Annotated in this window: 22 protein-coding genes and 4 tRNA genes; 18 read left to right on the forward strand and 8 right to left on the reverse strand. The window is 58.5% G+C overall.

What is annotated here, in order from left to right:
• Positions 1–150: 150 nt before the first annotated feature.
• Positions 151–1,344: a pyridoxal phosphate-dependent aminotransferase gene (locus ACQY8Q_RS21050; protein WP_428428340.1), complete on the forward strand. Its 1,194-nt coding sequence runs from the start codon at positions 151–153 to the stop codon at positions 1,342–1,344.
• Between the two features lie 153 nt (positions 1,345–1,497).
• Here ACQY8Q_RS21050 and ACQY8Q_RS21055 read toward each other — a convergent pair whose 3' ends face one another.
• Together ACQY8Q_RS21055 and ACQY8Q_RS21060 are read right to left on the reverse strand one after the other, a co-directional pair.
• The gene (locus ACQY8Q_RS21055) at positions 1,498–1,713 is read right to left on the reverse strand and encodes a hypothetical protein (RefSeq protein WP_428428341.1); all 216 of its coding nucleotides are present in this window, start codon (positions 1,711–1,713) and stop codon (positions 1,498–1,500) included.
• A 163-nt stretch (positions 1,714–1,876) separates the two neighbouring features.
• Entirely contained in the window at positions 1,877–4,759 is a 2,883-nt protein-coding gene (locus tag ACQY8Q_RS21060) for an Rne/Rng family ribonuclease (RefSeq protein WP_428428342.1), read from the reverse strand.
• Between the two features lie 242 nt (positions 4,760–5,001).
• On the opposite strand from ACQY8Q_RS21060, the gene ACQY8Q_RS21065 reads away from it, so the two are divergent.
• The 4 genes from ACQY8Q_RS21065 (at position 5,002) to prfB (ending at position 10,827) form a co-directional block, all read left to right on the forward strand.
• Positions 5,002–5,301, forward strand: coding sequence for a hypothetical protein (locus tag ACQY8Q_RS21065; RefSeq protein WP_318417681.1), 300 nt, complete (start codon positions 5,002–5,004; stop codon positions 5,299–5,301).
• A gap of 281 nt (positions 5,302–5,582) precedes the next feature.
• Positions 5,583–6,770, forward strand: coding sequence for an N-acetylmuramoyl-L-alanine amidase (locus ACQY8Q_RS21070; RefSeq protein ID WP_428429837.1), 1,188 nt, complete (start codon positions 5,583–5,585; stop codon positions 6,768–6,770).
• 372 nt (positions 6,771–7,142) lie between these two features.
• Positions 7,143–9,596: a penicillin-binding protein 1A gene (locus ACQY8Q_RS21075; RefSeq protein WP_428428343.1), complete on the forward strand. Its 2,454-nt coding sequence runs from the start codon at positions 7,143–7,145 to the stop codon at positions 9,594–9,596.
• Between the two features lie 99 nt (positions 9,597–9,695).
• Positions 9,696–10,827, forward strand: a protein-coding gene (prfB, locus tag ACQY8Q_RS21080) for a peptide chain release factor 2 (RefSeq protein WP_428428344.1) whose coding sequence is annotated in 2 segments (ribosomal slippage) — positions 9,696–9,764 and positions 9,766–10,827 — 1,131 coding nt in all. Because the reading frame shifts where the segments join, the coding sequence is not laid out codon by codon here.
• Between the two features lie 76 nt (positions 10,828–10,903).
• Here the strand turns inward: prfB and ACQY8Q_RS21085 are convergent.
• Both ACQY8Q_RS21085 and ACQY8Q_RS21090 read right to left on the reverse strand, forming a co-directional pair.
• A complete protein-coding gene (locus ACQY8Q_RS21085; RefSeq protein WP_428429838.1) occupies positions 10,904–11,335 on the reverse strand; it encodes a hypothetical protein in 432 nt (143 codons plus the stop codon).
• 339 nt (positions 11,336–11,674) lie between these two features.
• A complete protein-coding gene (locus tag ACQY8Q_RS21090; protein ID WP_428428345.1) occupies positions 11,675–12,448 on the reverse strand; it encodes an NAD kinase in 774 nt (257 codons plus the stop codon).
• A gap of 432 nt (positions 12,449–12,880) precedes the next feature.
• On the opposite strand from ACQY8Q_RS21090, the gene ACQY8Q_RS21095 reads away from it, so the two are divergent.
• Positions 12,881–14,008, forward strand: a complete 1,128-nt coding sequence (locus ACQY8Q_RS21095) for an acyltransferase family protein (RefSeq protein WP_428428346.1) — start codon at positions 12,881–12,883, stop codon at positions 14,006–14,008.
• Between the two features lie 178 nt (positions 14,009–14,186).
• A complete protein-coding gene (locus tag ACQY8Q_RS21100) occupies positions 14,187–14,336 on the forward strand; it encodes a hypothetical protein (protein ID WP_428428347.1) in 150 nt (49 codons plus the stop codon).
• A gap of 195 nt (positions 14,337–14,531) precedes the next feature.
• On the opposite strand, the gene ACQY8Q_RS21105 is transcribed toward ACQY8Q_RS21100, so the two are convergent.
• The 3 genes from ACQY8Q_RS21105 to ACQY8Q_RS21115 form a co-directional block, all read right to left on the reverse strand.
• Positions 14,532–14,607 (reverse strand) — tRNA-Thr (locus tag ACQY8Q_RS21105).
• A 117-nt stretch (positions 14,608–14,724) separates the two neighbouring features.
• A complete protein-coding gene (locus ACQY8Q_RS21110; protein WP_428428348.1) occupies positions 14,725–15,456 on the reverse strand; it encodes a YoaK family protein in 732 nt (243 codons plus the stop codon).
• An 82-nt stretch (positions 15,457–15,538) separates the two neighbouring features.
• Positions 15,539–16,483, reverse strand: coding sequence for a LysR family transcriptional regulator (locus ACQY8Q_RS21115; RefSeq protein ID WP_428428349.1), 945 nt, complete (start codon positions 16,481–16,483; stop codon positions 15,539–15,541).
• 147 nt (positions 16,484–16,630) lie between these two features.
• Here ACQY8Q_RS21115 and ACQY8Q_RS21120 point away from each other — a divergent pair, with 147 nt between their 5' ends.
• Positions 16,631–17,257, forward strand: coding sequence for an FMN-dependent NADH-azoreductase (locus ACQY8Q_RS21120; protein ID WP_428428350.1), 627 nt, complete (start codon positions 16,631–16,633; stop codon positions 17,255–17,257).
• Between the two features lie 208 nt (positions 17,258–17,465).
• Positions 17,466–17,681: an alkylphosphonate utilization protein gene (locus ACQY8Q_RS21125; RefSeq protein ID WP_037169534.1), complete on the forward strand. Its 216-nt coding sequence runs from the start codon at positions 17,466–17,468 to the stop codon at positions 17,679–17,681.
• A gap of 300 nt (positions 17,682–17,981) precedes the next feature.
• Here the strand turns inward: ACQY8Q_RS21125 and rlmB are convergent, their stop codons facing one another.
• Complete coding sequence (gene rlmB, locus ACQY8Q_RS21130) at positions 17,982–18,863, reverse strand: 23S rRNA (guanosine(2251)-2'-O)-methyltransferase RlmB (protein ID WP_428428352.1); 882 nt, start codon at positions 18,861–18,863, stop codon at positions 17,982–17,984.
• A 218-nt stretch (positions 18,864–19,081) separates the two neighbouring features.
• Here rlmB and ACQY8Q_RS21135 point away from each other — a divergent pair.
• From ACQY8Q_RS21135 to rplA, 9 genes are all read left to right on the forward strand, one after another.
• A tRNA-Tyr gene (locus tag ACQY8Q_RS21135) sits at positions 19,082–19,166 on the forward strand.
• A gap of 23 nt (positions 19,167–19,189) precedes the next feature.
• Positions 19,190–19,263, forward strand: a tRNA-Gly gene (locus ACQY8Q_RS21140).
• 266 nt (positions 19,264–19,529) lie between these two features.
• On the forward strand, positions 19,530–20,705 hold the full coding sequence (gene tuf, locus ACQY8Q_RS21145) for an elongation factor Tu (protein ID WP_426230058.1): 1,176 nt from the start codon (positions 19,530–19,532) through the stop codon (positions 20,703–20,705).
• A 235-nt stretch (positions 20,706–20,940) separates the two neighbouring features.
• The gene (locus ACQY8Q_RS21150) at positions 20,941–21,834 is read left to right on the forward strand and encodes an NAD-dependent epimerase/dehydratase family protein (RefSeq protein ID WP_428428353.1); all 894 of its coding nucleotides are present in this window, start codon (positions 20,941–20,943) and stop codon (positions 21,832–21,834) included.
• Between the two features lie 149 nt (positions 21,835–21,983).
• A tRNA-Trp gene (locus ACQY8Q_RS21155) sits at positions 21,984–22,059 on the forward strand.
• Between the two features lie 196 nt (positions 22,060–22,255).
• Positions 22,256–22,456, forward strand: coding sequence for a preprotein translocase subunit SecE (gene secE, locus ACQY8Q_RS21160; protein WP_037103350.1), 201 nt, complete (start codon positions 22,256–22,258; stop codon positions 22,454–22,456).
• A 16-nt stretch (positions 22,457–22,472) separates the two neighbouring features.
• Positions 22,473–23,003 (forward strand): transcription termination/antitermination protein NusG, encoded by a 531-nt coding sequence (gene nusG, locus ACQY8Q_RS21165; protein WP_060505015.1) that lies wholly within the window; start codon positions 22,473–22,475, stop codon positions 23,001–23,003.
• 267 nt (positions 23,004–23,270) lie between these two features.
• Positions 23,271–23,702, forward strand: a complete 432-nt coding sequence (rplK, locus tag ACQY8Q_RS21170; protein WP_428428354.1) for a 50S ribosomal protein L11 — start codon at positions 23,271–23,273, stop codon at positions 23,700–23,702.
• Between the two features lie 4 nt (positions 23,703–23,706).
• A complete protein-coding gene (gene rplA, locus ACQY8Q_RS21175) occupies positions 23,707–24,402 on the forward strand; it encodes a 50S ribosomal protein L1 (protein WP_428428355.1) in 696 nt (231 codons plus the stop codon).
• Positions 24,403–24,437 lie beyond the last annotated feature (35 nt).

A 24,437-nucleotide genomic window follows, 5' to 3' on the forward strand; every position in this document is an offset into this window, starting at 1 on the left:
CGTTCAAGTGCTAAGGCCGCGTCAACAGGCTTGTTTGAAGGACAACAGAATATCGTCGCCGACCATAGGGTGCCGTGGCGCCAAACGAAACCGCAAAATCGGCCGAAATGCGGCGCTCGCACACTTGTGAAGGCCTTTGCGATCAGGCACATGCCTGTCACGTCAAAAAATATCGAGGATGTGCCGTTGAAGCCTCTTTCCGTTCGCAGCTCCGTCGAGCCGTTTCATGCCATGGACGTTCTGGCTGAAGCCACCAAACGTCGCGAGCCCGGTTATCCGGTGATCTCGATGGCTGTTGGCCAGCCGAGCCATCCAGCACCAAAGGCGGCTCTGGAAGCGGCACGGACCGCACTCGACCACGGCCGTCTCGGGTACACTGATGCGCTTGGGACCGCGTCGCTGAGGATAGCCATCGCCCGGCATTATCGTTCACGCTACGGTATCGATATCGATCCACAGCGCGTTGCTGTCACGACCGGATCATCGGCCGGCTTCAATCTGGCTTTTCTGGCGCTGTTTGATCCCGGTGATTGTGTCGCCATCGCCCGCCCGGGTTACCCGGCCTACCGCAACATCCTGGCAGCCCTCGGCCTGACGGTCGTCGAGGTCGAGGCGGATGCCGAAAGCGGCTTTACACTGACGCCGCAAAACCTTGAAGCAGCGGCTAAAAAAGCGGGAAGGCCGTTGGACGGCGTTCTTCTCGCCAGCCCGGCCAACCCGACAGGCACGGTGACCGGCAGGGCAGGGTTGAAGGCACTCGCTGATTATTGCCACGACAATGATATCGCCTTTATATCGGACGAGATCTATCATGGCCTGACATTCGCGGGCGAGGAGACGACGGCGCTGGCGGTGACCGATGAAGCGGTTATCATCAACTCGTTCTCCAAATATTACTGCATGACCGGCTGGCGGATCGGCTGGATGATCCTGCCGGAAGCCCAGGTGCGCGCCTTCGAGCGGATCGCCCAGAGCCTCTATATCTCGCCACCGGAACTGTCGCAGATCGCCGCAGAAGCAGCGCTCGGCTGTGAGGCGGAACTGGATGTCTACAAGGCATCCTACGCCGCCAATCGTGATCTGCTGCTGAAGCGCCTGCCGGAGATCGGTTTTACCATCGCTTCGCCGATGGACGGCGCCTTCTACGCCTATGCCGATGTCAGCCGCTTCACCAATGACAGCATGGAATTTGCCCGCAAGATGCTGGCCGAGATCAATGTCGCGGCAACGCCGGGGCTCGATTTCGATCCTGTCGAAGGTCATCGCACGATGCGGTTTTCCTATGCAGGTGCGCACGCTGACATGGTCGACGCAATGGACCGCATCGCCCGCTGGTTGGCATGATCCTGTAGCGATCCCAGACTGTTAACGGTTTTTCCGGATTCAGTCTGTCACGGCTGTGAATCAGATTGGGAAGTGGATCGGCAGCGGGCCGCCAGCGTTTCATGCGCGCCCAGCGGACGCACATGCCTATAGCCCATGTCGAACCCGCTTGCCTCAGCGGCAGATTCGGACCTTCTGGATGACGGGGTTGCCGTGCACGTCCGTCCTGCGCACTGTCCTGATCACACAGACCGGTTCAAAGGCTGTGTCATAACTCCCATAGTAGAAGTCATTGTAACGCTGGCGGCCATTGCTGCCGGCTTGGGACGGTGCGGCAAGCGAAATGGTGGGAATGGCGACGAGCGCCGCTGCGACAAGGAAACGTCGCATGATTGCCTCCTCGGCTTATTGCCGGACGAGCCCATCTCGTCCAGTAGGCCACACTCTGCCGAAACCGTTTTGTTTTCGCAGTTCCTAATGGAACAGGGAGCCAAAACGAAAAAACCGGCCAATTGCTTGGCCGGTTTTTCATTTCTTAGCTGTCAGTCTCGACTTAGAAGAAGCCGCGCTTCTGCCACCAGCCGCCCTTCTTGGGCTTTGCGGGGTCCGTGTCGCCTTCGTCCTTCTTGACGGCGGACGACTTGACGACCGGTTCGCTGGCGATCGTTTCGATATCACGATTGGCGCGCACCGGCTTGATGTCTTCCTGCTTCGTCTCTTCGAGGTCCGCGGCAGCCTTTTCGACTGCCGGTTCTTCGACTACAGCAACCGTTTCCAGCTTTGCTTCGACAGCAGCCTGGGCATCCGCATCGGCGGTTGCGACAGGCGCTTCCTCGGCAACGGCTTCTTCTACAGCAGCCACGGCCTTCTTGCGGCTGCGCTTCGGCTTGGCGGGCTTTGCGTCTGCCTCGGCAACGACCGGAGCTTCGGCGACGTCCTCAAAAGCTACAGCGGCAACCACGGCTTCGGCTGGAACGGCAACAGCAGCTTCCGCTTCTGGCGCGTCTGTCGAGGCTTCTTCGCCTGCGGTTTCGCCGTCGGCTGCCTGGTTTTCACCTTCTGCCTCGTCCGGACGGTTGCGGCGGCCACCACGCTTGCCGCGACGGCGGCGCTTGCGCTTCTGGCGTTCTTCTTCGCTCAGGCCTGCATCCTGTGGATCTTCGGAACCTGCCTGTGCGGCAACGTCATCGGCTTCGTCCTCGTCGCCATCCTCATCGGAGGCATCGTCGGAACTGACACCGGCTTCGGTACCCTGATCACCACCCGGGCGGCCACCACGCCGGCGCCGGCGGCGCTTGCGCTTGCGGTTGCCTTGTTCGTCACTCTGCTCGGCAGGTGCGCGTTCGCTGCGCTCGGCCCGCTCTGCGCGTTCCGGCTTGGCTTCGACCACGAGTTCTTCGTCGTCCTCGATATCCTCTTCGATGATGATATCGTCATCTTCGTCGATCTCTGGCTCGAACTGGATGATCTGATCGATCTTGACCGGGTTCTCGACAGCTTCATTGCGATCGATGGCAAAATGCTGCGCACCGACATGAGCGTCCGCCTCGATGATGATCTGAACGCCAAAGCGCTCTTCATAATCGATGATCGTGCCGCGCTTGTGGTTGAGCAGGTAGAGCGCGATATCCGGGGTCGTCCGCACGGTGATGTTGTGCGTGGTGTTCTTCAGCAGATACTCCTCGACGCCGCGCAGGACATGCAGGGCAACGGAGGACTGCGAACGGACGTGGCCCGTGCCGTTGCAATGCGAGCAGACCTGCATCGTCGATTCAAGCACCGATGCACGAATGCGCTGGCGCGACATTTCGAGCAGGCCGAAATGCGAGATGCGGCCGACCTGGATGCGGGCGCGGTCGTTCTTGAGGTGATCCTTCAGGCGCTTTTCAACCGAGCGGTTGTTGCGCTTTTCTTCCATGTCGATGAAGTCGACGACCACAAGACCGGCAAGGTCGCGCAGGCGTAGCTGGCGGGCGACTTCTTCGGCGGCTTCAAGGTTGGTCTGGAGCGCCGTGTCTTCGATCGAGTGTTCGCGGGTCGAACGGCCCGAGTTGACGTCGATGGCAACCAGCGCTTCGGTCTGGTTGATGATGATGTAACCGCCGGACTTCAGCGTTACCTGCGGCACTAGCATGCGATCGAGCTGGGCTTCGATGCCCGAGCGCGAGAAGATCGGGTGTACGTCGCGGTAAGGTTGGACCACCTTGGCGTGGCTCGGCATCAGCATCTTCATGAAGCCCTTGGCTTCCTTGTAGCCTTCTTCACCGGAAACGATGATCTCGCTGATGTCCTTGTTGTAAAGGTCGCGGATCGAGCGCTTGATCAGTGAGCCTTCCTCATAGACGAGGCAGGGGGCTGTCGAAGACAGCGTGAGCGTGCGAACATTTTCCCACAGGCGCATCAGGTATTCGAAGTCGCGCTTGACCTCGACCTTGGTGCGGTTGGCACCGGCGGTGCGCAGGATGACGCCCATGCCCTGCGGCACGTCGAGCGCGCGGGCAATTTCCTTCAGACGCTTGCGATCCGGCAGGTTGGTGATTTTGCGGGAGATACCGCCGCCACGCGCCGTGTTCGGCATCAGAACCGAATAGCGGCCGGCCAGCGACAGGTAAGTGGTGAGAGCTGCGCCCTTGTTGCCACGTTCTTCCTTGGCCACCTGCACCAGCAGAATCTGCCGGCGCTTGATGACTTCTTGGATGCGGTACTGCTTGCGCGGACGGCGGTTGACCTGCCGGTCCGGCACTTCTTCCATCGCATCTTCGGCGCCGACGGATTCGATGACTTCCTTTTCCTCGTGATGACCATCGTCATCATCGTCGTCATGACCACGGCGTCCGCCGCGGGTATCTTCCGAAATGCTGTCGGTATCGACCATGGCGGCCATTTCGCCACCATTGCCTTCGTCGCTGTCAGTCCCGGTTGCTTCGGCTTCTGCGGCAGCAGCCTTCTTGGTGCGGCGCGGGCGCTTGGCTTTTGCCTTCGGCTTTTCTTCAGCCTCGACAGCCGTTTCCACGGTCTCGACCGGCTCGGCGGCCGCCTCGATGATCTCGACGACGTTTTCTACCGTCGTCTCTACTGTTTCATCGTCTGAGTCAGGGCCGAGATCCGTGCCGGTTTCGACATGCTCGATGTCGTCATCGCGGCGCGCGTCTTCGGCTTCCTGCCGCAAAAGCGCCTGCCGGTCGGCGAGCGGAATCTGGTAATAGTCAGGGTGGATTTCGGCGAAGGCCAGGAAGCCGTGGCGGTTGCCGCCGTAATCGACGAAGGCCGCCTGCAGCGACGGCTCAACGCGCGTCACTTTCGCGAGATAGATATTGCCGCGGATCTGTTTCTTGTGTTCGGATTCGAAGTCGAATTCTTCTATGCGGCTTCCGCGTACGACAACAACGCGCGTCTCTTCAGCGTGAGACGCATCGATAAGCATTTTCTCTGCCATGTAGGTGGTGCTCCTCGGCGTACCTTGGAAACAGCAGGAAAATAGCCTCCCGGAGGAGACTTTCCATGCAGTTCAGGTTTTTCGCCGGATGTGAATGTTCCTGTATGGTTGGGGAAATCGTCCAACAGCCAGACAGCAGCCGGAACCAATCTGTTCCGGGGCCTGTTTACTTCTGACCGATACTGCTGGGACAACGTTAATGACCAAACAAGAATGCCAATGTAGTAGGCCCTGAAGGCCCGATGAATGTGCCCGGTCACGGGCCTGCGGTGATCGTCACCATAAACGCTCCGGCCACCGCCGGAATTTCTCGATTCAGCATACGAAGAAAAAGTGGAGCGACGGCGGATGAAGCGCGACTGCTTGTCCGAGACGTGATCTGCGTTGAAGCGGTTTTACCCGTCCCGATCACGCTCTGGCGCCAGGGCTTGAAAAACCCTTTGGCTGCCGGTCGTCGATTCTATCCCGTCAACACTTTCTCCCTGCAAGGCTTTTATGTTTTCTATGTCACAATGGCAAGGGAAAAGCCGGAACCGCCATAATATTGATTGATTCGCTTGTCGGGGTGTGTACTGCCGGAGTGCCGGTTTGCCGCCGTCTTCGTGGGCTTTAATAGCATCGGAAGAGGGCGGGCGGCGCTTCGTCAGGGTGGGGAAAGCAAGGTTTGGTTAACCATATGGCGTCATGGATGCTACAGGCAGAAACGCGCCAGGTGTAGGGCTATGTCCCGAAACGAGACGTCGAGACCGGATTGCGGGAGACGCGACCAAAGGGTTCCGGCCAGCGTGTGCAACAAGGAAAAGCGGATTTGATCCTGTCAGCGATGATACGACGGTGCCTGCTGGGCCTGCTGCTTCTCTCCTTAGCGCCGGTTACTCATGCCGCAGATCCGCCATTGCTCGCTTACGGCGCCCGGATCGCCGGCGACGACGCCCGCACAAGGGTGGTGATCGATTTCGACCGCAAGCCGATCTTCTTCGTCCATTATGTCGCCAATCCGCCCCGTGTCATCGTCGATCTGCCGGAAACCTCCTTCGGTTTGAAGCCCGAGGATCTGAAGGCACGCGGCCTGTTCACCGAAATCCGTTACGGTGCCATGGGGCCGGGCAGTGCCCGCGTTGTGCTGACGGCTAAACAGCCGGTGGCTGTCACTGTTGCAGACGTCAAGGCAGACGAGGAAGGCAAGGGCTTTCGTTTGGTGCTGGACGCAGAACGGGTGACCGAGGCGCGTTTTTCCAGCCTGATCGAAGAGCAGAAGTGGACCGGCACCGTCACGGCCGCAAAGACTGACAGGCTGGTTGAACCGGCGGCACCGGGAGCCTTCATCGTCGCCGTCGATGCAGGCCATGGCGGTATCGATACCGGCGCGATCGGCAGTGAGACCAAGATGGAGGAAAAGAGTGTTACGCTGGCTTTCGCCACGCAGCTTGTCGAGACGCTCAATAAGGAGAACGGCGTCAAGGCCTTCCTGACGCGTGACAGTGACGAGTTTCTCTCCCTGCCTCAGCGTGTGCAGGTCGCCCGTCAGCATAGCGCCAACCTGTTCATCTCCATTCATGCCGATACGCTGAAGCAGCGCGATATTCGCGGCGCCACCGTCTATACGATCTCCGACAAGGCATCCGACCATCTGGCAGCCAATCTCGCCGCACGCGAAAACCTGTCGGACGAGATTGCCGGCGTCACCTTCAAGAGCGAACCGGCTGAAGTTGCCGATATTCTGATCGATCTGACGCGACGCGAAACGCAGGCGTTCTCGGTTAATCTGGCACGGTCCGTTGTTTCTTCCTTCGAGGGCCAGATCAATCTGATCAACAATCCCCACCGCCATGCCGGGTTTCGCGTGCTGCAGGCGCCGGATGTGCCGTCGATTCTGCTGGAACTGGGCTTTTTGTCCAACAAGGAGGATGAAAAGCTCTTGGTCGATCCGGTCTGGCGCAGCAAGGTCGCCAGTCTGCTGGCCGCTGCCGTGCGCAGCTACCGCGGCGAGGCCGTGGCAAACGGCGGCTGACAAGGCTTTGGCCAGGGCTTTATCCCTTGCCGCTGCATGATTTAAACCAGTAATACTGTCTGTTGTGATTTGTGTCGCCTGAGTAACAGCGATACCGTTTTCAAGGGGATGGCCTATGCTTAATCGGCCTCAAGCCCTATTTTGCTCACAATCCGGTCGCTATCCGGAGACCTGAATTGCGCGGCGGGTGATCTGAAAGACGATGGCCAGTCGTAAACATGCAGCGTGGGTAACATTGCCGGCCAACCGGAATGTGCCTCATTCGTTGTTTAATTCGTTGGCGTGATTGCATTCGGCCAAGGTGCGGGTTAGGCCCACCGGCAACGTGTGCTCCGCATAGATGAACGATAACTGGATACCGGTACCTGGCTGATGATCAGACTGATTGGATATTTCTTCGGCATTGGCGCGTTTCTGGTGCTCGGCGTTGCCGCAGCCGCCGCCATCTATCTTGGCCATGTCACCAAGGACCTGCCAGACTATGAGGTTCTCAACAGCTATGCGCCGCCGGTAACGACCCGCGTTCACGCCGGCAACGGTGCGTTGATGGCCGAATATGCCCGCGAGCGCCGCCTCTATCTGCCGATCCAGGCCATTCCTGATCGGGTCAAGGCCGCTTTCATTTCGGCCGAAGACAAGAATTTCTACCAGCATCCCGGCGTTGACATCACCGGCCTTGGCCGCGCCATTTTCGTCAACCTGCAGAATTTCGGTTCCGGCCGCCGTCCGGTTGGCGCTTCGACAATCACCCAGCAGGTTGCCAAGAACTTCCTTCTCTCCGCCGACCAGACGATCGACCGCAAGGTCAAGGAAGCCATCCTGTCCTTCCGCATCGAGCAGGCCTACAGCAAGGACCGCATTCTCGAGCTTTATCTCAATGAGATTTTCTTCGGCCTGAATTCCTACGGTATCGCCGGTGCAGCACTGACCTATTTCGACAAATCGGTCACCGAGCTGACGATTGCCGAAACGGCCTATCTTGCAGCCCTGCCGAAGGGGCCTGCAAACTATCATCCGTTCCGCAGAGCCGAGGCCGCTATCGAGCGCCGCAACTGGGTCATCGATCGCATGGTCGAGAACGGTTATGTCGCCAAGAGCGATGGCGAGGAAGCCAAGAAGCAGCCGCTCGGGGTCAGCGTTCGCCGTGGTGGATCGCATCTGTTCGCGTCGGACTATTTCGCCGAGGAAGTTCGCCGCCAGATCATCCAGCGCTACGGCGACAACGCCCTCTATGAAGGCGGCCTGTCCGTTCGCACCTCGCTTGACCCGCGACTGCAGGTCGAAGCCCGCAGGGCGTTGCAGAACGCATTGGTCACCTATGACGAGCGCCGCGGCTTCCATGGCCCGATGAAAGCGATCGAGATCGGTGGCGACTGGGGCGAGCCGCTTGGCAAGCTGAACGCCTTGTCTGATGTGCCTGAATGGAAGCTGGCAGTTGTTCTGTCCGTCGATGGCAACGGCGCCGATATCGGCATCCAGCCGGAAAAGGACGCAGGCGGCAAGGTCGGTGCCGACCGCCTGACCGGCCATATCACTGCCAAGAACATGCAGTGGGCCTACCGTTCCTCCGCCGGTGACCGCAAATCGGCAAAATCGCCCGAAGGCGTTGTCGGCCCGGGCGATGTTATCTATGTCGAGCCAACCACGGCAGCCGGAGAGTACCGCCTGCGCCAGCCGCCGAAAGTGCAGGGCGGTCTTGTCGCCATGGACCCGCAGACCGGCCGCGTGCTGGCAATGGCTGGTGGTTTCTCCTACGGTCAGTCGGAGTTCAACCGCGCGACGCAGGCCATGCGCCAGCCGGGCTCCTCCTTCAAGCCTTTCGTCTACGCCGCTGCGCTTGATAACGGCTATACCCCCGCATCCGTTATTCTCGATGCACCCTTCGAACTCGTCACCGGCGGCCAGGTCTGGCGCCCGGAAAACTATGGCGGCGGTTCGGCAGGTCCCTCGACTCTACGCCTCGGCATCGAAAAGTCGCGTAACCTGATGACGGTGCGGCTGGCCAACGACATGGGCATGAACCTGGTTGCCGAATATGCCGAACGCTTCGGCATCTACGACAAGATGCTGCCGGTTCTCGCCATGTCGCTCGGCTCGGGCGAGACGACGGTTCTGCGCATGGTTTCGGCCTATTCCGTGCTTGCCAATGGCGGTAAGCAGATCAAGCCATCGATGATCGACCGCATCCAGGACCGTTACGGCAAGACGATCTTCCGTCATGAGGATCGCACCTGCGACAATTGCAATGCTGCCGACTGGCAAGATCAGGAGGAGCCGGTTCTCACCGACAACCGCGAACAGGTCCTCGACCCGATGACCGCCTACCAGATCACCTCGATGATGGAAGGCGTGATTTCGCGCGGCACTGCCGCCGGCAAGATCAAGCTCGATCGCCCGGTGGCTGGCAAGACCGGAACCACCAACGATGAAAAAGACGCCTGGTTCGTCGGTTATACGCCGGACCTGGTCGCAGGCCTTTATCTCGGCTTCGACAGCCCGGCACCGCTCGGACGCGGCGCGACCGGCGGCGGTCTGGCGGCTCCCGTCTTCAATGATTTCATGCAGGCCGCAATGCAGGGCACGCGCCCGGTCAAGTTCGTCGTTCCGGAAGGCATGAGCCTGATCCCGGTCAACCGCAAGACCGGCATGGCTGCAGCCGACGGCGATCCGGATACGATCATCGAGGCCTTCAAGCCTGGCACTGGCCCGGCCGATACCTTCTCGGTCATCGGTGGAGCCGATCAATATATCCCGCCAGAGGAAATCCTGAAGGCGTCGCCGCAGGCAAACGACGCCATCAATCGCGGCTCCAGCGGGCTATTTTAACCCAACCCTTCCCATTTGCAGACGCCTGCCGGTCTTTACATAACCGGCAGGCGTCGCTATTCACGGCGCACATTCCATACGAGCGCAAGAAGCAGGATCATGCGGACCGAAATCGAGAATATTGTCGACGAAATCAAGCAGGCCATAAGCCTGCTGAGGAGGCATCTTTGACTGGGATCAGGCGGTAAGACGGCTGGACTGGTTGAACAACAAGTCGGAGGATCCAAACCTCTGGAACGATGCGACGGAAGCCCAGAAGCTGATGCGCGAGCGCCAGCATCTTGATGACGGTATCACCAGCGTCCGCGTCTTCGAGCAGCAGATGCAGGACGCTATCGACCTGATCGAACTCGGTGAGGAAGAGGGCGACGCCGACATCATAAAGGAAGCCGAAGACGCGCTCCGCGTCTTGCGCACGGAAGCGGCCCGCCGCCAGGTCGAAGCCATGCTGTCAGGCGAAGCCGACAGCAACGACACCTATCTCGAAGTCCATTCCGGCGCCGGTGGCACCGAAAGCCAGGACTGGGCGAACATCCTCTTGCGCATGTACACGCGCTGGGCCGAACGCCAGGGCTACAAGGTCGAATTGCTCGAAGTTCATGACGGCGAAGAAGCCGGCATCAAATCGGCGACGCTTCTGGTCAAGGGGCACAATGCCTATGGCTGGCTGAAGACCGAATCGGGCGTTCACCGCCTCGTGCGCATCTCGCCGTTCGACAGCAACGCCCGCCGTCATACCTCGTTCTCGTCGATCTGGGTTTATCCGGTCATCGACGATTCGATCCAGATTGATATCAACGAGAGCGATTGCCGCATCGACACCTACCGTTCGTCGGGCGCAGGCGGCCAGCACGTCAACACAACCGACTCGGCGGTGCGTATCACGCATATGCCGTCGGGCATCGTCGTGCAGTGCCAGCAGGAACGTTCGCAGCACAAGAACAAGGCCAAGGCCTGGGACATGCTGCGTGCCCGTCTGTACGAAGCGGAACTGAAGAAGCGCGAAGACGCTGCCAATGTTGAAGCCGCATCGAAGAGCGATATCGGCTGGGGCCACCAGATCCGCTCCTACGTGCTGCAGCCTTACCAGCTGGTCAAGGACATGCGCACCGGGGTTTCCAGCACGGCACCTGATGATGTGCTTGACGGCGACCTGAACGCCTTCATGGAAGCGGCACTTGCTCACCGCGTCAACGGCGGCGCCGATGCCGTGGTCGACGATCTGGCGTAAGCCGGGTTCTCCTGTCGTCTGAAAATGTAAAAAGCCGGGCGCGCAATCGCCCGGCTTTTTTTGACTGTTTTACCGATCAGTTCGTTTCGCGCTCGACCTTGATGTCCCCGATATCGTCGATCAGCACGGTCCAGGTTTCAGGCTCGCCAGCCGTTGGATCAGTCTTCAGATAGACCGTGGCAAACAGTCCAGGCTGGGCTGCGACGCCGTCCGATGTGTCGGGTCTGATATCGGTGACATAGGCTTTCATCGCGGAAAACTCTTCGAGCTCTGCCGATGAGACAATTTTCGGGCCGGAAGCATCCAGCGCCACCTGCTGCAGGAATATGTGCGCGTTGCCCTCCGGCTGACGAACCGCAACGAGCTTGTAATAACCACGCTGCGCCGCCGCCGGTGATGCCGGCTTGCTGCCCGTCGTCGTCGCACCGGTTTGATCGGGATCACTTAGCGGCTCGCCGCTTTCTTCCCAATATCCGGTGCTCGTCACGAAAATGATGTTGGCCGGCATCAGCACGGTCTCATCGGCAAGCGCTGGAGAACCGGCTGCATAGGTCAGGGCGAGGCAGCAGACCGTCAAATAGCGGGAAAAAAGCGATACCGTCCGACTACGGTCGTGATGGAGCGTTGTTCGCGCCAGATTTTGGCCCGCCGACGAAGGTGCTGCGGTTCCGCCGTCATATCCTGCATGGAGCATCGATTACGCCTTGGGTACTGTTACTGAAAACCGGATGTTCTGGTGCCTGCATCCCTGGCGGGAACCAGAACACATCGAACTCTGGCACAAGTTTCAGCCGAAATCGATTCCCGCTGATGACTTTATGGGAAAGGGGATGGCGGATGGCTCGTCTCAATTCGAAAATTGCTCCGCCAGAATGCGGTCCGACCAGGAATAGTCCGGGTCTGAAAGAATATGCGCCGTGGTGTTTTCCGATTCGGCTATCCGCACCTGTACGACCGATTTGACCTCGATGTGATCGGCGACCGCGTTGACCGGCCGTTTTTCCGGCTCAAGAATGGCGATATCGACGGTCACCTTATTGGGTAAAAGCGCGCCACGCCAGCGCCGTGGCCGGAACGGGCTGACCGGCGTCAGAGCCAGAAGTGGGGCCTCAAGCGGCAGGATCGGGCCATGGGCGGAGAGATTGTAGGCCGTCGAGCCGGCAGGTGTTGAGAGCAGCACACCGTCGCAGATCAGCTCCTCCAGCCGGACGCGATCATCGACCACCACCCGCAGCTTGGCCGCCTGATAGGATTGGCGAAACAGATAGACCTCGTTGATCGCCAGCGCCTTGAAACTGTTGCCGTCGGCATCGATGGTCTGCATTTCCAGCGGCCGGAACGTGTTCTCGACGGCCTCCGCCAGGCGCTTACGCAGGTTCTCGGTGCTGTATCGGTTCATCAGAAAGCCGATCGAGCCACGGTTCATACCGTAGATCAGCTTGCCGGAATTCATCGTCTTGTGCAGCGTCTGCAACATGAACCCGTCGCCGCCGAGCGCCACAATCACGTCGGCTTCGTCCGGGTCTTCCTGGCCGTACAGCGCGATCAGCTCCTCTGCCGCCGCCTGGGCTTCGTCTGTGGCGGAAGCGGCAAAGGCGATGGTTTTGAACGTGCGAGCCATGAAATGCCTGTCTGTTTTACGATAAGTGCCGTTCCAAACGGAAAGGCCTAAAATATGGTCTATCCCGCAGTTCGACAGAAGGCGTCGCAAGACGGAATACAGACATTATCATGCACAAAAGACCATCGCGGGGAAGGGAAGATTGAGCCTCATTCCCGCCAATGCCCCGTAACCCACGGCGTTGAAAGGATATATGGGAGCAGGCATTTGAATGACGGGTTGCCTTACGACCTGAAACCAGAACAGGGATATCTGGCCGGGCGGCTCGAAGGGCGTGGTGTTACTTTGGGCGATTACGACACCTCCGGCCCGTCCGCATCAAGAAATGCATCCCAGGAAACCACTCCCGCTTACCTTTCCTTGAAGATCACAACGTAAGGTACATTCAAAAGATGCCATTGCCACGTTGGCATCGGGCTTGCGGAGACTGGGATGAAGAGCTTTGGAGCGGTATTGGCGGGCTATGGTGGCTTTGGGCCTGGCTTCAATTTTGTGCGTATTACGCTGGCATTTTCCATTGTTTTTTATCACGTTCTCACCAATTCCGGCCACTGGGCGTCGGCGCATGGCCCATTACTGTGGTTCCTTGAATACAGCCTAGTGCCGATATTTTTCGCCTTGAGCGGCTTTCTCATCACCGGCAGTGCACAGCGTCTCAGCGTGGAGAATTTCTTGGTCAATCGCGGCCTGCGCATCGTGCCAGCGCTCGCGGTCGATATTCTAGTGTGCGCCTTCATTATCGGTCCGGCCGTCACCACCATGCCGGTCGGTGATTATTTCACCCATGCAGATTTTTTCGCCTATATGCTGAACATTATCGGCTGGGTACATTTTCAACTACCAGGTGTCTTCACAGAAAACCCAGTCCCGCAAGTCAACGGAGCTTTGTGGACAATTTACTGGGAGATCAATTGCTACATCATCATGTCAGTCATGATGGTCACAGGTGTGGTGCGGAGGGCGGCGGTGACTGTTCTGCTGCTCGCGGGTTTTGTTGCTGCGGGCCTTTGGGTCGAACATTTTATGTCCGCCGTGGCAGGGGACCAATTGCATACGCTTTTCGTCGGCCGCGGCGCCGCACTCATCACGGCATTTCTGTGCGGCGTTCTTGCCTATCAATTGCGCGACAGGATCCCGATGGACAGAATTCTGCTCGCCGCCTGCATTAGCGTTGCCGTCGCGGCAATTCTCCTGCTCGACACGAGCGCAACCGAAAGTGTCGGATACCGCGTCATACTGATGCCTGTTCTTACCTACATCACCATCTATGCGGGCCTGTCGCGCCTGACGCTGCCAAAGATACTGGAGGGGGGCGATTATTCCTATGGTGTCTATCTCTATCACGTCCCCTTCATCCAGCTCGCTATCCTGCTCGGGCCGCCGGTCCTAGTCGGCACGGGAGCCGGAATTGTCCTGCTGACCTTGATATCGAGCACCACCGTATTCTGCGCCGCTGCAATCTCATGGCACTTGATTGAAAAGCCTATCCTGTCACTCAGGAAACGCTATTCGCTGGCCGGTAGAATAATTGCGGCAGGAGGGCCGCGCCTGTATCCTTAACCGAGCAAGGAAATAGCGCAGTAGCTTCTCACCAGCACGCCATAGCACCAGCCTTCCCGTGTTGACGGCTGAACTACCCCAAAAATGGTGCATCTCAGGCTAGAAATCACCCGTACGAGGTTAAGGTTTTGCTAACATCGCAGGGCCAGGCTTTCAACGTCCGATAGAGGAGTTGATTATGACCAATGCAATCACCGATCTGCTTGAGAGTGCAAAGATTTTAGCCAAAGCCAATAATGATCAGATGCTGTGCTATTTGATAGACATGGCTTTGCACGAGGCCCAAGAAAGCAAGGCCGTATCGACCGCGATCAAAAGGGCAGCGTAGTTGCTGGATTGATGGCGATTGGTCCGAGGCAGACAACAGGTTTACGGAGGGACAAAACAATCGCGGGAAAAGGCCGGGGGCGATTAGCCGCGTGCCGCCCTTGAAATCAAGGGAAGTCTATCGCAACAGGATGCGACATCGAGAAAATCCCTCTCGAAGGTTATGTTTATAACAACTTATTTATTGAGAGAAAAATGGTGCCCCCATCAGGATTCGAACCCGAGACCCCCTGATTACAAATCAGGTGCTCTACCAACTGAGCTATAAGGGCAGCACTTGCGGCTGGGAATTAGCATATTCTGATCGTGTGTAAAGTGAAAATGTAGTTTGCCGGCTGCTTTTCCAGTGATTAGCTGATTGATGTGCGGCGGCTTGGTATTTGCTGTGATTACAGGCCGGGTTTTGTTGGCCGAAGATTTGCCGTTTGGGGCGGCGTGCTGTGGGCGAGGCGTTGCTGCAGCCGCGGCGGGATGAAGAAAGCAAGAATAGCAAGCGCCGCTGAGAGGGTGCATACCAGCCAAAGCGCACCCGCGCCCAGCGCCCGTTCGAGAAAGGCGCCGCATATGCCACCGGACACCATTCCGATCCAGGGAACGATCTGCAGCCCCCAATCTCGCCGTGGCGTCCCGACCACCCAACCGCCGATACCTTTGCCGAAGCGGGAGAGGGCGCCGGTGACATAGGTCAATCCGATCGGCAATCCCTCGATATGCTCAACGGCGGCGTTGACAAGCCCCATGGCGAGCACGATTGCGTAGAACCGGAGTGTTGCGAAATCCGGGTCGCCAACGGTTGCGGAAAAGGCAAGGACGAGTGTCGCCGCTGTGAGGACGCGGAACGCACGCCGGGCGGCGTTGTGGGCAATGATGATCCCGAGCGCATTGCCGGCGACGAACGTCAAAAGGGCACCCAGCAGGATGAAAGCGTAGGCCGGTTGACCGTCGGCGAGCGAGACGGCGGCGCGGGTGGTATTCCCGCTCATAAAGGAGACGAAGCTGCCGGCAATCAAAAGGCCGGCAGCATCCGTCATGCCGGCGAGAAACGAGATGGCGGCGACGAGGAGCAGACTGATGGTTGTTCGCCGTCTCCTGATGATGCGCCGCCGCCGCTCTCGCGTCATAATTATACCTTGCCTCAGCCGGATCTGATTCGGTCGTGTGAAACGCCATCCATCATAGACCCGGCCGCTTGCGAGGTATCATTTATTCCGCTGCGTCCAGCATTGCCGGGCTCGGGTCGATTTCCGTGCAGCGCGACATTGCGCTCGGCAGATTGTCGGCAAGGAAGTCGATGAGTGCGCGGACCGATGGCAGCATGCCGTGGCGGGACGTGAAGACCAGGTGGGCGATGGTGGCGTTCGAGCCCCATTCCGGCAGCACGGGCACCAGCACGCCGGTTCTTATTCCCCGGCCGCAAAGATGGTCCGGCAGAAGCGCGATGCCGACGCCTTCAATGGCGGCGCGTTCGAGAATGCCGAAATCGCCGCAGCCGATCACGGGTTGGTGGGTAATATCGCGTGCCGTGCCATCGGTATGGTTCAGGCGCCAGGAATCGGACAGATGCTGCTCGTTCATCGACAGCGTCGGCATGCTGCCCAGCGTATCGATCGTCACGTTGCCGATCCGCGCCATCAGCGCCGGGCTGGCCACCAGGAACTGCCGCGCTTCACCCAGTTTGCGAATGATCAGGTTGTTGTCGGTGTCCAGTTGGTCACGGGCGCGAAGCGCGATGTCGATGCGTTCTTCAACAAGATCGATCCGGCGATTGGTGGTGGTGATCAGCAGGCGGACGCCCGGATAGCGCCGGTGAAAGGCGGGCAGGATCGCGGCGACCATAGGGGTGAAACCGATCGGGCAGGCGAGGCGCACGACGCCGGTCGGCTCGCTTTTTGCCGCCGCAACCACAGCTTCGGCCGCTTCGACGCCGGACAGGATCATCTCGCAGCGTTCATAGAAGGCCTGACCGATATCGGTCACCCGCAGCTTGCGGGTTGAGCGTTCGAGAAGACGCACGTCAAGCTGCTGTTCCAGCCGGGCGACATGCTTGCTGAGCTTGGATTTCGGAATGTTGAGGGCGCGGGCGGCGGCGGAAAAGCCCTTGTGTTTCACCACGGCGGCAAACAGCGCGAGATCGTTCAGGTCCTGCATGTCACACCTTCATGTCCATCGATGATTGACCATCATTGTTTCTATCAGGAAACGGCCTGTCGAAAAAGGGCTAGCTTATCAGCCGATTGTTTTAAAATCATATGTGATGCACCCAAACGCCACACACGCACAATAAAGGTGCCCATCATGAACATTCTCCATATCGACTCCGGTATCCTCGGAGACCACTCCGTTTCCCGCCGCCTGACGGCGTCGATCGTTGCACGGATCAAGGCCGAGCGCCCAAGCGATACCATTACCTACCGCGATCTGGCCGCCGCTCCGCTCGCTCATCTCAACGGCTCGCACTTGATGGCAGCGTCCGCCAATCCGGAAGGCCTCGATGCGACTCTGGTTTCCGAACTTGATGCCGGCCGCGCCTCGCTCAACGAGTTTCTCTCCGCCGATGTCGTCGTCATCGGCGCACCGATGTACAACTTTGCCATTCCGAGCCAGCTGAAGACCTGGATCGACCGTATCCTCGTTGCCGGAACCACCTTCCGTTACACCGAGGCGGGCGTCGAAGGCCTCGCCAAGGGCAAGAAGGTGATCGTCGCCTCCACGCGCGGTGGCCATTACTCCGGCGCGTCTCCGATCAGCGCCATGGATCACCAGGAAACCTATCTGAGCACGGTGTTCGGTTTCATCGGCATCACCAATGTCGAATTTGTCCGTGCCGAAGGCTTGGCCATCAGCCCGGATTCGAAGGAAGCGGCCATCGTCGAGGCCGAAAAGGCGATCAGCGATCGTGGCCATTTCGATATCGCAGCCTGATTCTTCACTGCATCAAACGGCATGAAGGAAGCCGGGCACATGTGTCCGGCTTTTTCACATGCGAGGTTAGAAGCGGATGCCCATTCTGAACACCGTCAAAGATCTCTCTGTACGTGCGTCGCCGTATGGAGAACTGGACAGCCTTGCCGCGAGGCGCTAGAGGCCGGGCCATGGGCCTTCGGGCGACGGTATGCAGATTGGAACGGTAATGACGGATGTCAGGGACAGCAACGGCACGATCCTGGTCGAGGGCGACAATGTCACCCTGATCAAGGATCTCAAGGTCAAGGGTACGTCCGAGACCTTGAAGCGTGGCACGATGATCAAGGGCATTCATCTCACCGGTGATCCGGACGAGGTCGAATGCCGTCATGCCAAGATCAAGGGGCTAGTGCTGCGGACAGAGTTTTTGAAGAAGGCCTGAGGGCAGGATGCGGTAATCCGCGCGGACGCGGTGTCCGCCGGGACGGTTTTGCTTCTGAAATACGTTCCTGCATCTTTTGATAGTCGCGCTTGTGCCGGGTTTTCGCGGAACGTCTCCCGGCATGTCGTGTGGTGTTGATGCGATTTGCAAGGGCCAAGCGACTGTATTTGGGTGGGCGATTTTGCCTGTCTGCCCCGCGACGAAGAGAACTCAACGTCATGAAATAAAACAAGCTCCGGGACGAATGCCCCGAAGCCCGCTTGTCAGTTACACTATTGCCGTTGACCCGGTAGCCGCCGGTTAGGCTTTAGCGAGATGGCCGCGTGCTGCGTACATGGCGATCGCGGCTGCATTGGAGACATTCAGTGACTTGATGGCACCTGGCATCTCAAGACGGGCAAGTGCATTGACGGTCTGGCGGGTCTTCTGCCGCAATCCTTTGCCCTCGGCGCCGAGAACGAGCGCAATCTTTACGCCGGTGAGTGCCTGCTCGAGCGGCTCCGAGCCTTCCGAATCAAGACCGATCGAGACGAAGCCGAGCTTGTGCAGTTCTTCCAGCGTATCGGCGAGATTGGTGACCTGGATATAGGGGATCATTTCCAGCGCGCCGGAGGCCGATTTGGCCATGACGCCCGATTCGGTCGGGCTGTGGCGCTGTGTGGTGATCAGGGCGCCGGCATTGAAGGCAACGGCCGAACGCATGATGGCGCCGACATTGTGCGGATCGGTCACCTGGTCCAGGACGAGAATCAACGGGCTGTCATTGAGCGCCGAAAGACGGCGGACGGGCAGGGGGACGGTTTCCAGCATTGCGCCCTGGTGGATGGCGTCAGGTCCGAGAATCTTGTCGAGATCCTGCGGTGTGACGATTTCCACCGGAAAACCGAGTTCTTCAACCGGGCCGGTTTCCAGACGCACCAGCGCGTTCTGTGTCACCGAAAGCTTGATGATCTTGCGCTCGGGATTGTCGAGGGCGGCCCGCACCGTGTGAATGCCGTAGAGCAGCACCTGATCGGGCGCCAGTTGCGGCGCCTTCCAGTCTGGTGCAGCGCTTCTCTTACGCTTGTCCTGCACGGGTGTCGGAATTTCGCCGCGTTCGCGTTTGCCATCGCGATGCGCGCGGCGAAGAGTGGCGTAATGGGTGTCTTTGGCGTTCTTGTCGCCCGGATTATCTTTGCTCATACCCGTCTTATACTGACGATGCGGTTCGCGTGGAACCATTTTTCGCGAAATCGGCGGCTCACAATCTTTATCGCGATTTTCCCAACTTTTTCTGAGACGCCGTGTTGACAGGATGAAATGGGACCGTCATATACCCGGCGCAGATTGAAGGGCTGACTTGCCCCGGCAAACAACACTTTGATCTGCAAAGCTTGGTCGCTTGATCCCGACAGAATAATGGAGGGATGCCCGAGTGGTTAAAGGGGACGGACTGTAAATCCGTTGGCTCAGCCTACGTTGGTTCAAATCCAACTCCCTCCACCATTCTGTCAGACGGATCTTGACCCGCGGGTATAGCTCAATGGTAGAGCAGCAGCCTTCCAAGCTGAATACGCGGGTTCGATTCCCGCTACCCGCTCCATTAAAACCCATCCAGATATTCTGTTTCTCTTGCCTGGCCTTAAGAAAACCCTGCAAATCTTTGATTTGGGTGTGTTTCTGCGTTTGAGGCGGGTGGCATTGGAATCGTGCCTCATCATCCCCACATAGGCTTCATCCGGGCCGCAAGGCCTTGACGGCGCGCAAAATAATTAAGTCTTGCGCATTCCGCCCGAAACCCTTACACGCCTCCCCAAACCGGCGCCGCCGGTATGGTGCATTCTCATTGATCACAGGAAACTTGACCCCATGGCAAAGAGCAAATTTGAGCGCAATAAGCCGCACGTTAACATTGGCACGATCGGCCACGTCGACCATGGCAAGACGTCGCTGACGGCAGCGATCACGAAGTATTTCGGCGAATACAAGGCGTACGACCAGATCGACGCTGCACCGGAAGAAAAGGCCCGCGGCATCACCATCTCGACGGCACACGTCGAGTATGAAACGCCTGCCCGTCACTATGCCCACGTTGACTGCCCCGGCCACGCCGACTACGTCAAGAACATGATCACCGGTGCTGCCCAGATGGACGGCGCGATCCTGGTCTGCTCGGCAGCCGACGGCCCGATGCCGCAGACCCGCGAGCACATCCTGCTTGCCCGTCAGGTTGGCGTTCCGGCGATCGTCGTGTTCCTCAACAAGGTTGACCAGGTCGACGACGCTGAACTTCTCGAGCTCGTCGAGCTGGAAGTGCGCGAACTTCTGTCGATGTACGACTTCCCGGGCGACGACATTCCGATCATCAAGGGTTCGGCTCTGGCTGCTCTTGAAGATTCGGACAAGAAGATCGGCGAAGACGCAATTCGCGAGCTGATGGCTGCTGTTGACGCCTACATCCCGACGCCTGAGCGTCCGATCAACCTGCCGTTCCTGCTGCCGATCGAAGACGTGTTCTCGATCTCGGGCCGTGGTACGGTTGTGACCGGCCGCGTTGAGCGTGGTATCGTCAAGGTCGGCGAAGAAGTCGAAATCGTCGGCATCCGTCCGACGGCCAAGACGACTGTTACCGGCGTTGAAATGTTCCGCAAGCTGCTCGATCAGGGCCAGGCCGGCGACAACATCGGTGCTCTCGTTCGCGGCGTTACCCGTGACGGCGTCGAGCGTGGTCAGATTCTGTGCAAGCCGGGTTCGGTCAAGCCGCACAAGAAGTTCATGGCTGAAGCCTACATCCTGACGAAGGAAGAGGGCGGCCGTCATACACCGTTCTTCACCAACTATCGTCCGCAGTTCTACTTCCGCACGACGGACGTGACCGGCATCGTGTCGCTTCCTGAAGGCACGGAAATGGTTATGCCTGGCGACAACGTCACGGTTTCCGTCGAGCTGATCGTTCCGATCGCGATGGAAGAAAAGCTGCGCTTCGCTATCCGCGAAGGCGGCCGTACCGTCGGCGCCGGCATCGTTGCATCCATCGTCGAGTAATCGTCGATCGCACGAACTGAAAAGAACCCCGCCGGCAACGGCGGGGTTTTTTGTTGTCTGGCGACAAGTGACATAATGTTGTTTGCCGATGCGCCCAGAAGACTTGCACGGCATAAATTGCGTATAGATTAGTCTGGAGAGCCGCTGTTGCAGCGTTCGAAGGGCAGGGGCATACCGGCGGAATAACGAGGCATGCGAGCGCCTGTAGGGCCGCCGCAGAACGGAGGAGTATCTCATGGGCAAGCGGATCTTGTTTACCGGCGGCGCGGGCAAGGCGGGGCGGCACGCCGTGCCCTATCTCGTCGAGGCTGGCTATGAGGTGCACAATGTTGACCTGATGCCGCTGGAGAGCCCGGGTGTCACCAATCTCATCGCCGATATCACCGATAGCGGCCAGATGTTCAACGTCATGTCGATGCATCGGGATTTCCCGGATCTGGAACAGGGGCAGGGACCGCAGCCATTCGATGCGGTGGTCCATTTCGCTGCTGTGCCGCGTATCCTGATCAAGCCGGACAACGAAACTTTCCGCATCAACACGATGGGCACCTACAATGTCATTGAGGCGGCGGTGAAGTCCGGCGTCCGCAAGATTATCGTCGCCTCCAGCGAAACCACCTATGGCGTCTGCTTTGCTGAAGGGCATCGTGATTTCCATCAGTTTCCCCTGGACGAGGACTATGACGTCAATCCGATGGATTCGTACGGCCTGTCGAAGGTGGTGAACGAAAAGACCGCACGTGCTTTCGCGGAGCGGTCAGGGGCCGATATCTACGCGCTGAGAATCGGCAATGTCATCGAGCCGCACGAATACGAACGGTTCCCTGCCTATTTCGCCAATCCGGAAATCCGCAAGCGCATTGCCTGGAGCTATATCGACGCCCGCGATCTCGGGCAGATCGTCAAGCTCTGCATCGAAAAGGATGGACTGGGTTTCCAAATCTTCAATGCAGCCAACGATACCGTGTCGGCCAATACGCCGACCAAGGAACTGGCTGCGCGCTATTTCCCCAACGTGCCTTTTACGCGCGAGATCGGGACGTTTGAGGGGCTGCTTTCGAACAAGAAGATCCGCGACGTGCTGGGGTTCCGCGAGGAGCACGACTGGCGTCAATATGTCGAGGCATAGGCTACGGATATCAAGGCGTGGAAAAGACGTCCCGATGCGGATTTCTTTTCTTTTTTCGCGCAAAGGCGCTTGTCAATCCCGGCCAAACTGAATAATAACCCGCTGACTTCATGTGGCGCTTTGCTTTTTGCACACTGCGCCGCTGGTCTAGGGGTATAGCTCAGTTGGTAGAGCGGCGGTCTCCAAAACCGCAGGTCGTAAGTTCGAGCCTTACTGCCCCTGCCATTCATTTCGGCTGATATCATGCCGCAGCGAGCGGACACACTATACAGGGAGAAGGCTTGTCTTTTCCGGCTAATTTCGCAAAAAGATCGTTGACCTCTTGTGATTTATAGAATCGGTCTTTATGTAGGGTTCAAACAGACACGCGGCGCGTGGGGCTGATCGTCAGCTTTACGGGCCGTTAAGGCGTGAGCATTCAATGGCATCCAAAACAAATCCATTTACGTTTTTGCAGCAGGTTCGTGCTGAGACGGCGAAAGTCACTTGGCCTTCACGGCGCGAGACAATGATCTCGACGCTGATGGTATTCGTCATGGTGTTCTTTGCGGCTATCTTCTTTTTTGCTGCGGACCAACTGATGGGCTGGCTGATTGGCCTCGTCCTGAATGCTGGCGTTTGAACGGTTAGGGATGAATATGGCAGCGCGTTGGTACATCGTTCACGCCTACTCGAATTTCGAGAAGAAGGTCGCTGAATCGATCGAAGAGAAGGCCAAGCAGAAGGGCTTGAGCCATCTGTTTGAAAAGATTCTCGTTCCGACCGAGAAGGTCGTTGAAGTTCGTCGTGGCCGCAAGGTCGATGCCGAGCGCAAGTTTTTTCCAGGTTACGTGCTTGTGCGCGCCAACCTGACGGATGAGGCCTATCACCTCATCAAGAATACACCCAAGGTCACGGGTTTCCTCGGTTCCGACAATAAGCCGGTTCCGATCCCTGATTTTGAAGCCGAGCGGATTCTCGGTCAGGTTCAGGACGGTGTTGACCGTCCGAAGCCTTCGATCTCCTTTGAGGTCGGCGAGCAGGTTCGTGTCTCCGACGGTCCGTTTGCCTCGTTCAACGGTATCGTGCAAGACGTTGATGAGGAGCGTTCGCGCCTCAAGGTTGAAGTCTCCATCTTTGGCCGCGCGACGCCGGTGGATCTTGAGTACGCTCAGGTCGAAAAAGTCTGATTTCTGAAGGCTGCAGCGCTGAACTCGTTCGGCTGCGCAGCTTTCTTTTGGTTTTGCCGGGTCATGTATCCGGCAAATGCGGGCGAGCCCGCAAACCGCGTGGAAGGAAACCGATCTTAGCCGGATCGGCCAATCCGCACCACGCAACCACAGCCGCCGTCCTTTTGAAGGGTGGCATGAGAAGCCGGGAAACCGGTCGTAACGTTTTCGGGTCCGGTTCGCATATGGCGGGCAGGGATACCGGGAAAACCATAAAGGCAGAGAGAAATGGCTAAGAAAGTTGCAGGCCAGCTCAAGCTTCAGGTCAAGGCAGGATCGGCAAACCCGTCCCCGCCAATCGGCCCGGCGCTTGGTCAGCGTGGCGTAAACATCATGGAATTCTGCAAGGCGTTCAATGCCGCCACGCAGGAAATGGAAAAGGGCATGCCGATCCCGGTCGTCATCACCTATTACCAGGACAAGTCCTTCACCTTCATTATGAAGCAGCCGCCAGTCAGCTACTTCCTGAAGAAGGAAGCAAAGCTGACGGCTGGTTCCAAGACGCCTGGCAAGGGCGCCAAGGCCGGTACCCTCACCAAGGATCAGGTTCGCAAGATCGCTGAAGCCAAGATGAAGGATCTGAACGCGGCTGATATCGAAGGCGCAATGGCAATGGTTGAGGGCTCTGCCCGCTCCATGGGCCTGGAAGTGGCAGGTTGAGACCATGACAAAGATTGCAAAGCGCGTAAAGAAGACCCGTGAAGGTGTTGATCCGACGAAGCTCGTTGCTCTGAGCGAAGCCATTTCGATGGTTAAGGAACGGGCGATCGCCAAGTTCGACGAAACCATCGAAGTTGCGATGAACCTCGGCGTTGATCCGCGTCATGCTGACCAGATGGTCCGTGGCGTTGTCAACCTGCCGAACGGCACAGGCCGCGACGTTCGCGTTGCCGTGTTCGCACGTGGTGCCAAGGCTGATGAAGCCCGCGCTGCCGGTGCAGACATCGTTGGTGCGGAAGATCTGGTCGACATCGTCCAGGGCGGCAAGATCGATTTCGATCGCTGCATCGCCACTCCGGACATGATGCCGCTGGTCGGCCGTCTCGGCAAGGTCCTCGGCCCGCGTGGCATGATGCCGAACCCGAAGGTCGGAACCGTCACCATGGACGTCGCCGGTGCTGTCAAGGCATCGAAGGGCGGCGCTGTTGAGTTCCGCGTCGAAAAGGCCGGTATCGTTCACGCTGGCATCGGCAAGGCATCGTTCGCTGCTGCTGCTCTTGAAGAAAACATCCGCGCTTTTGCTGATGCGGTCATCAAGGCAAAGCCGGCTGGTGCCAAGGGCAACTACGTCAAGCGCGTCGCGATTTCCTCGACCATGGGTCCGGGCGTCAAGATCGACCCGTCGACGGTTAGCGCCTAATCAAGTTTATCCGGACTTTTGTCCGGTCACAGATT

The sequence above is a fragment of the Pararhizobium sp. genome (assembly GCF_965279435.1).
Classification (GTDB): Bacteria; Pseudomonadota; Alphaproteobacteria; order Rhizobiales; family Rhizobiaceae; genus Pararhizobium.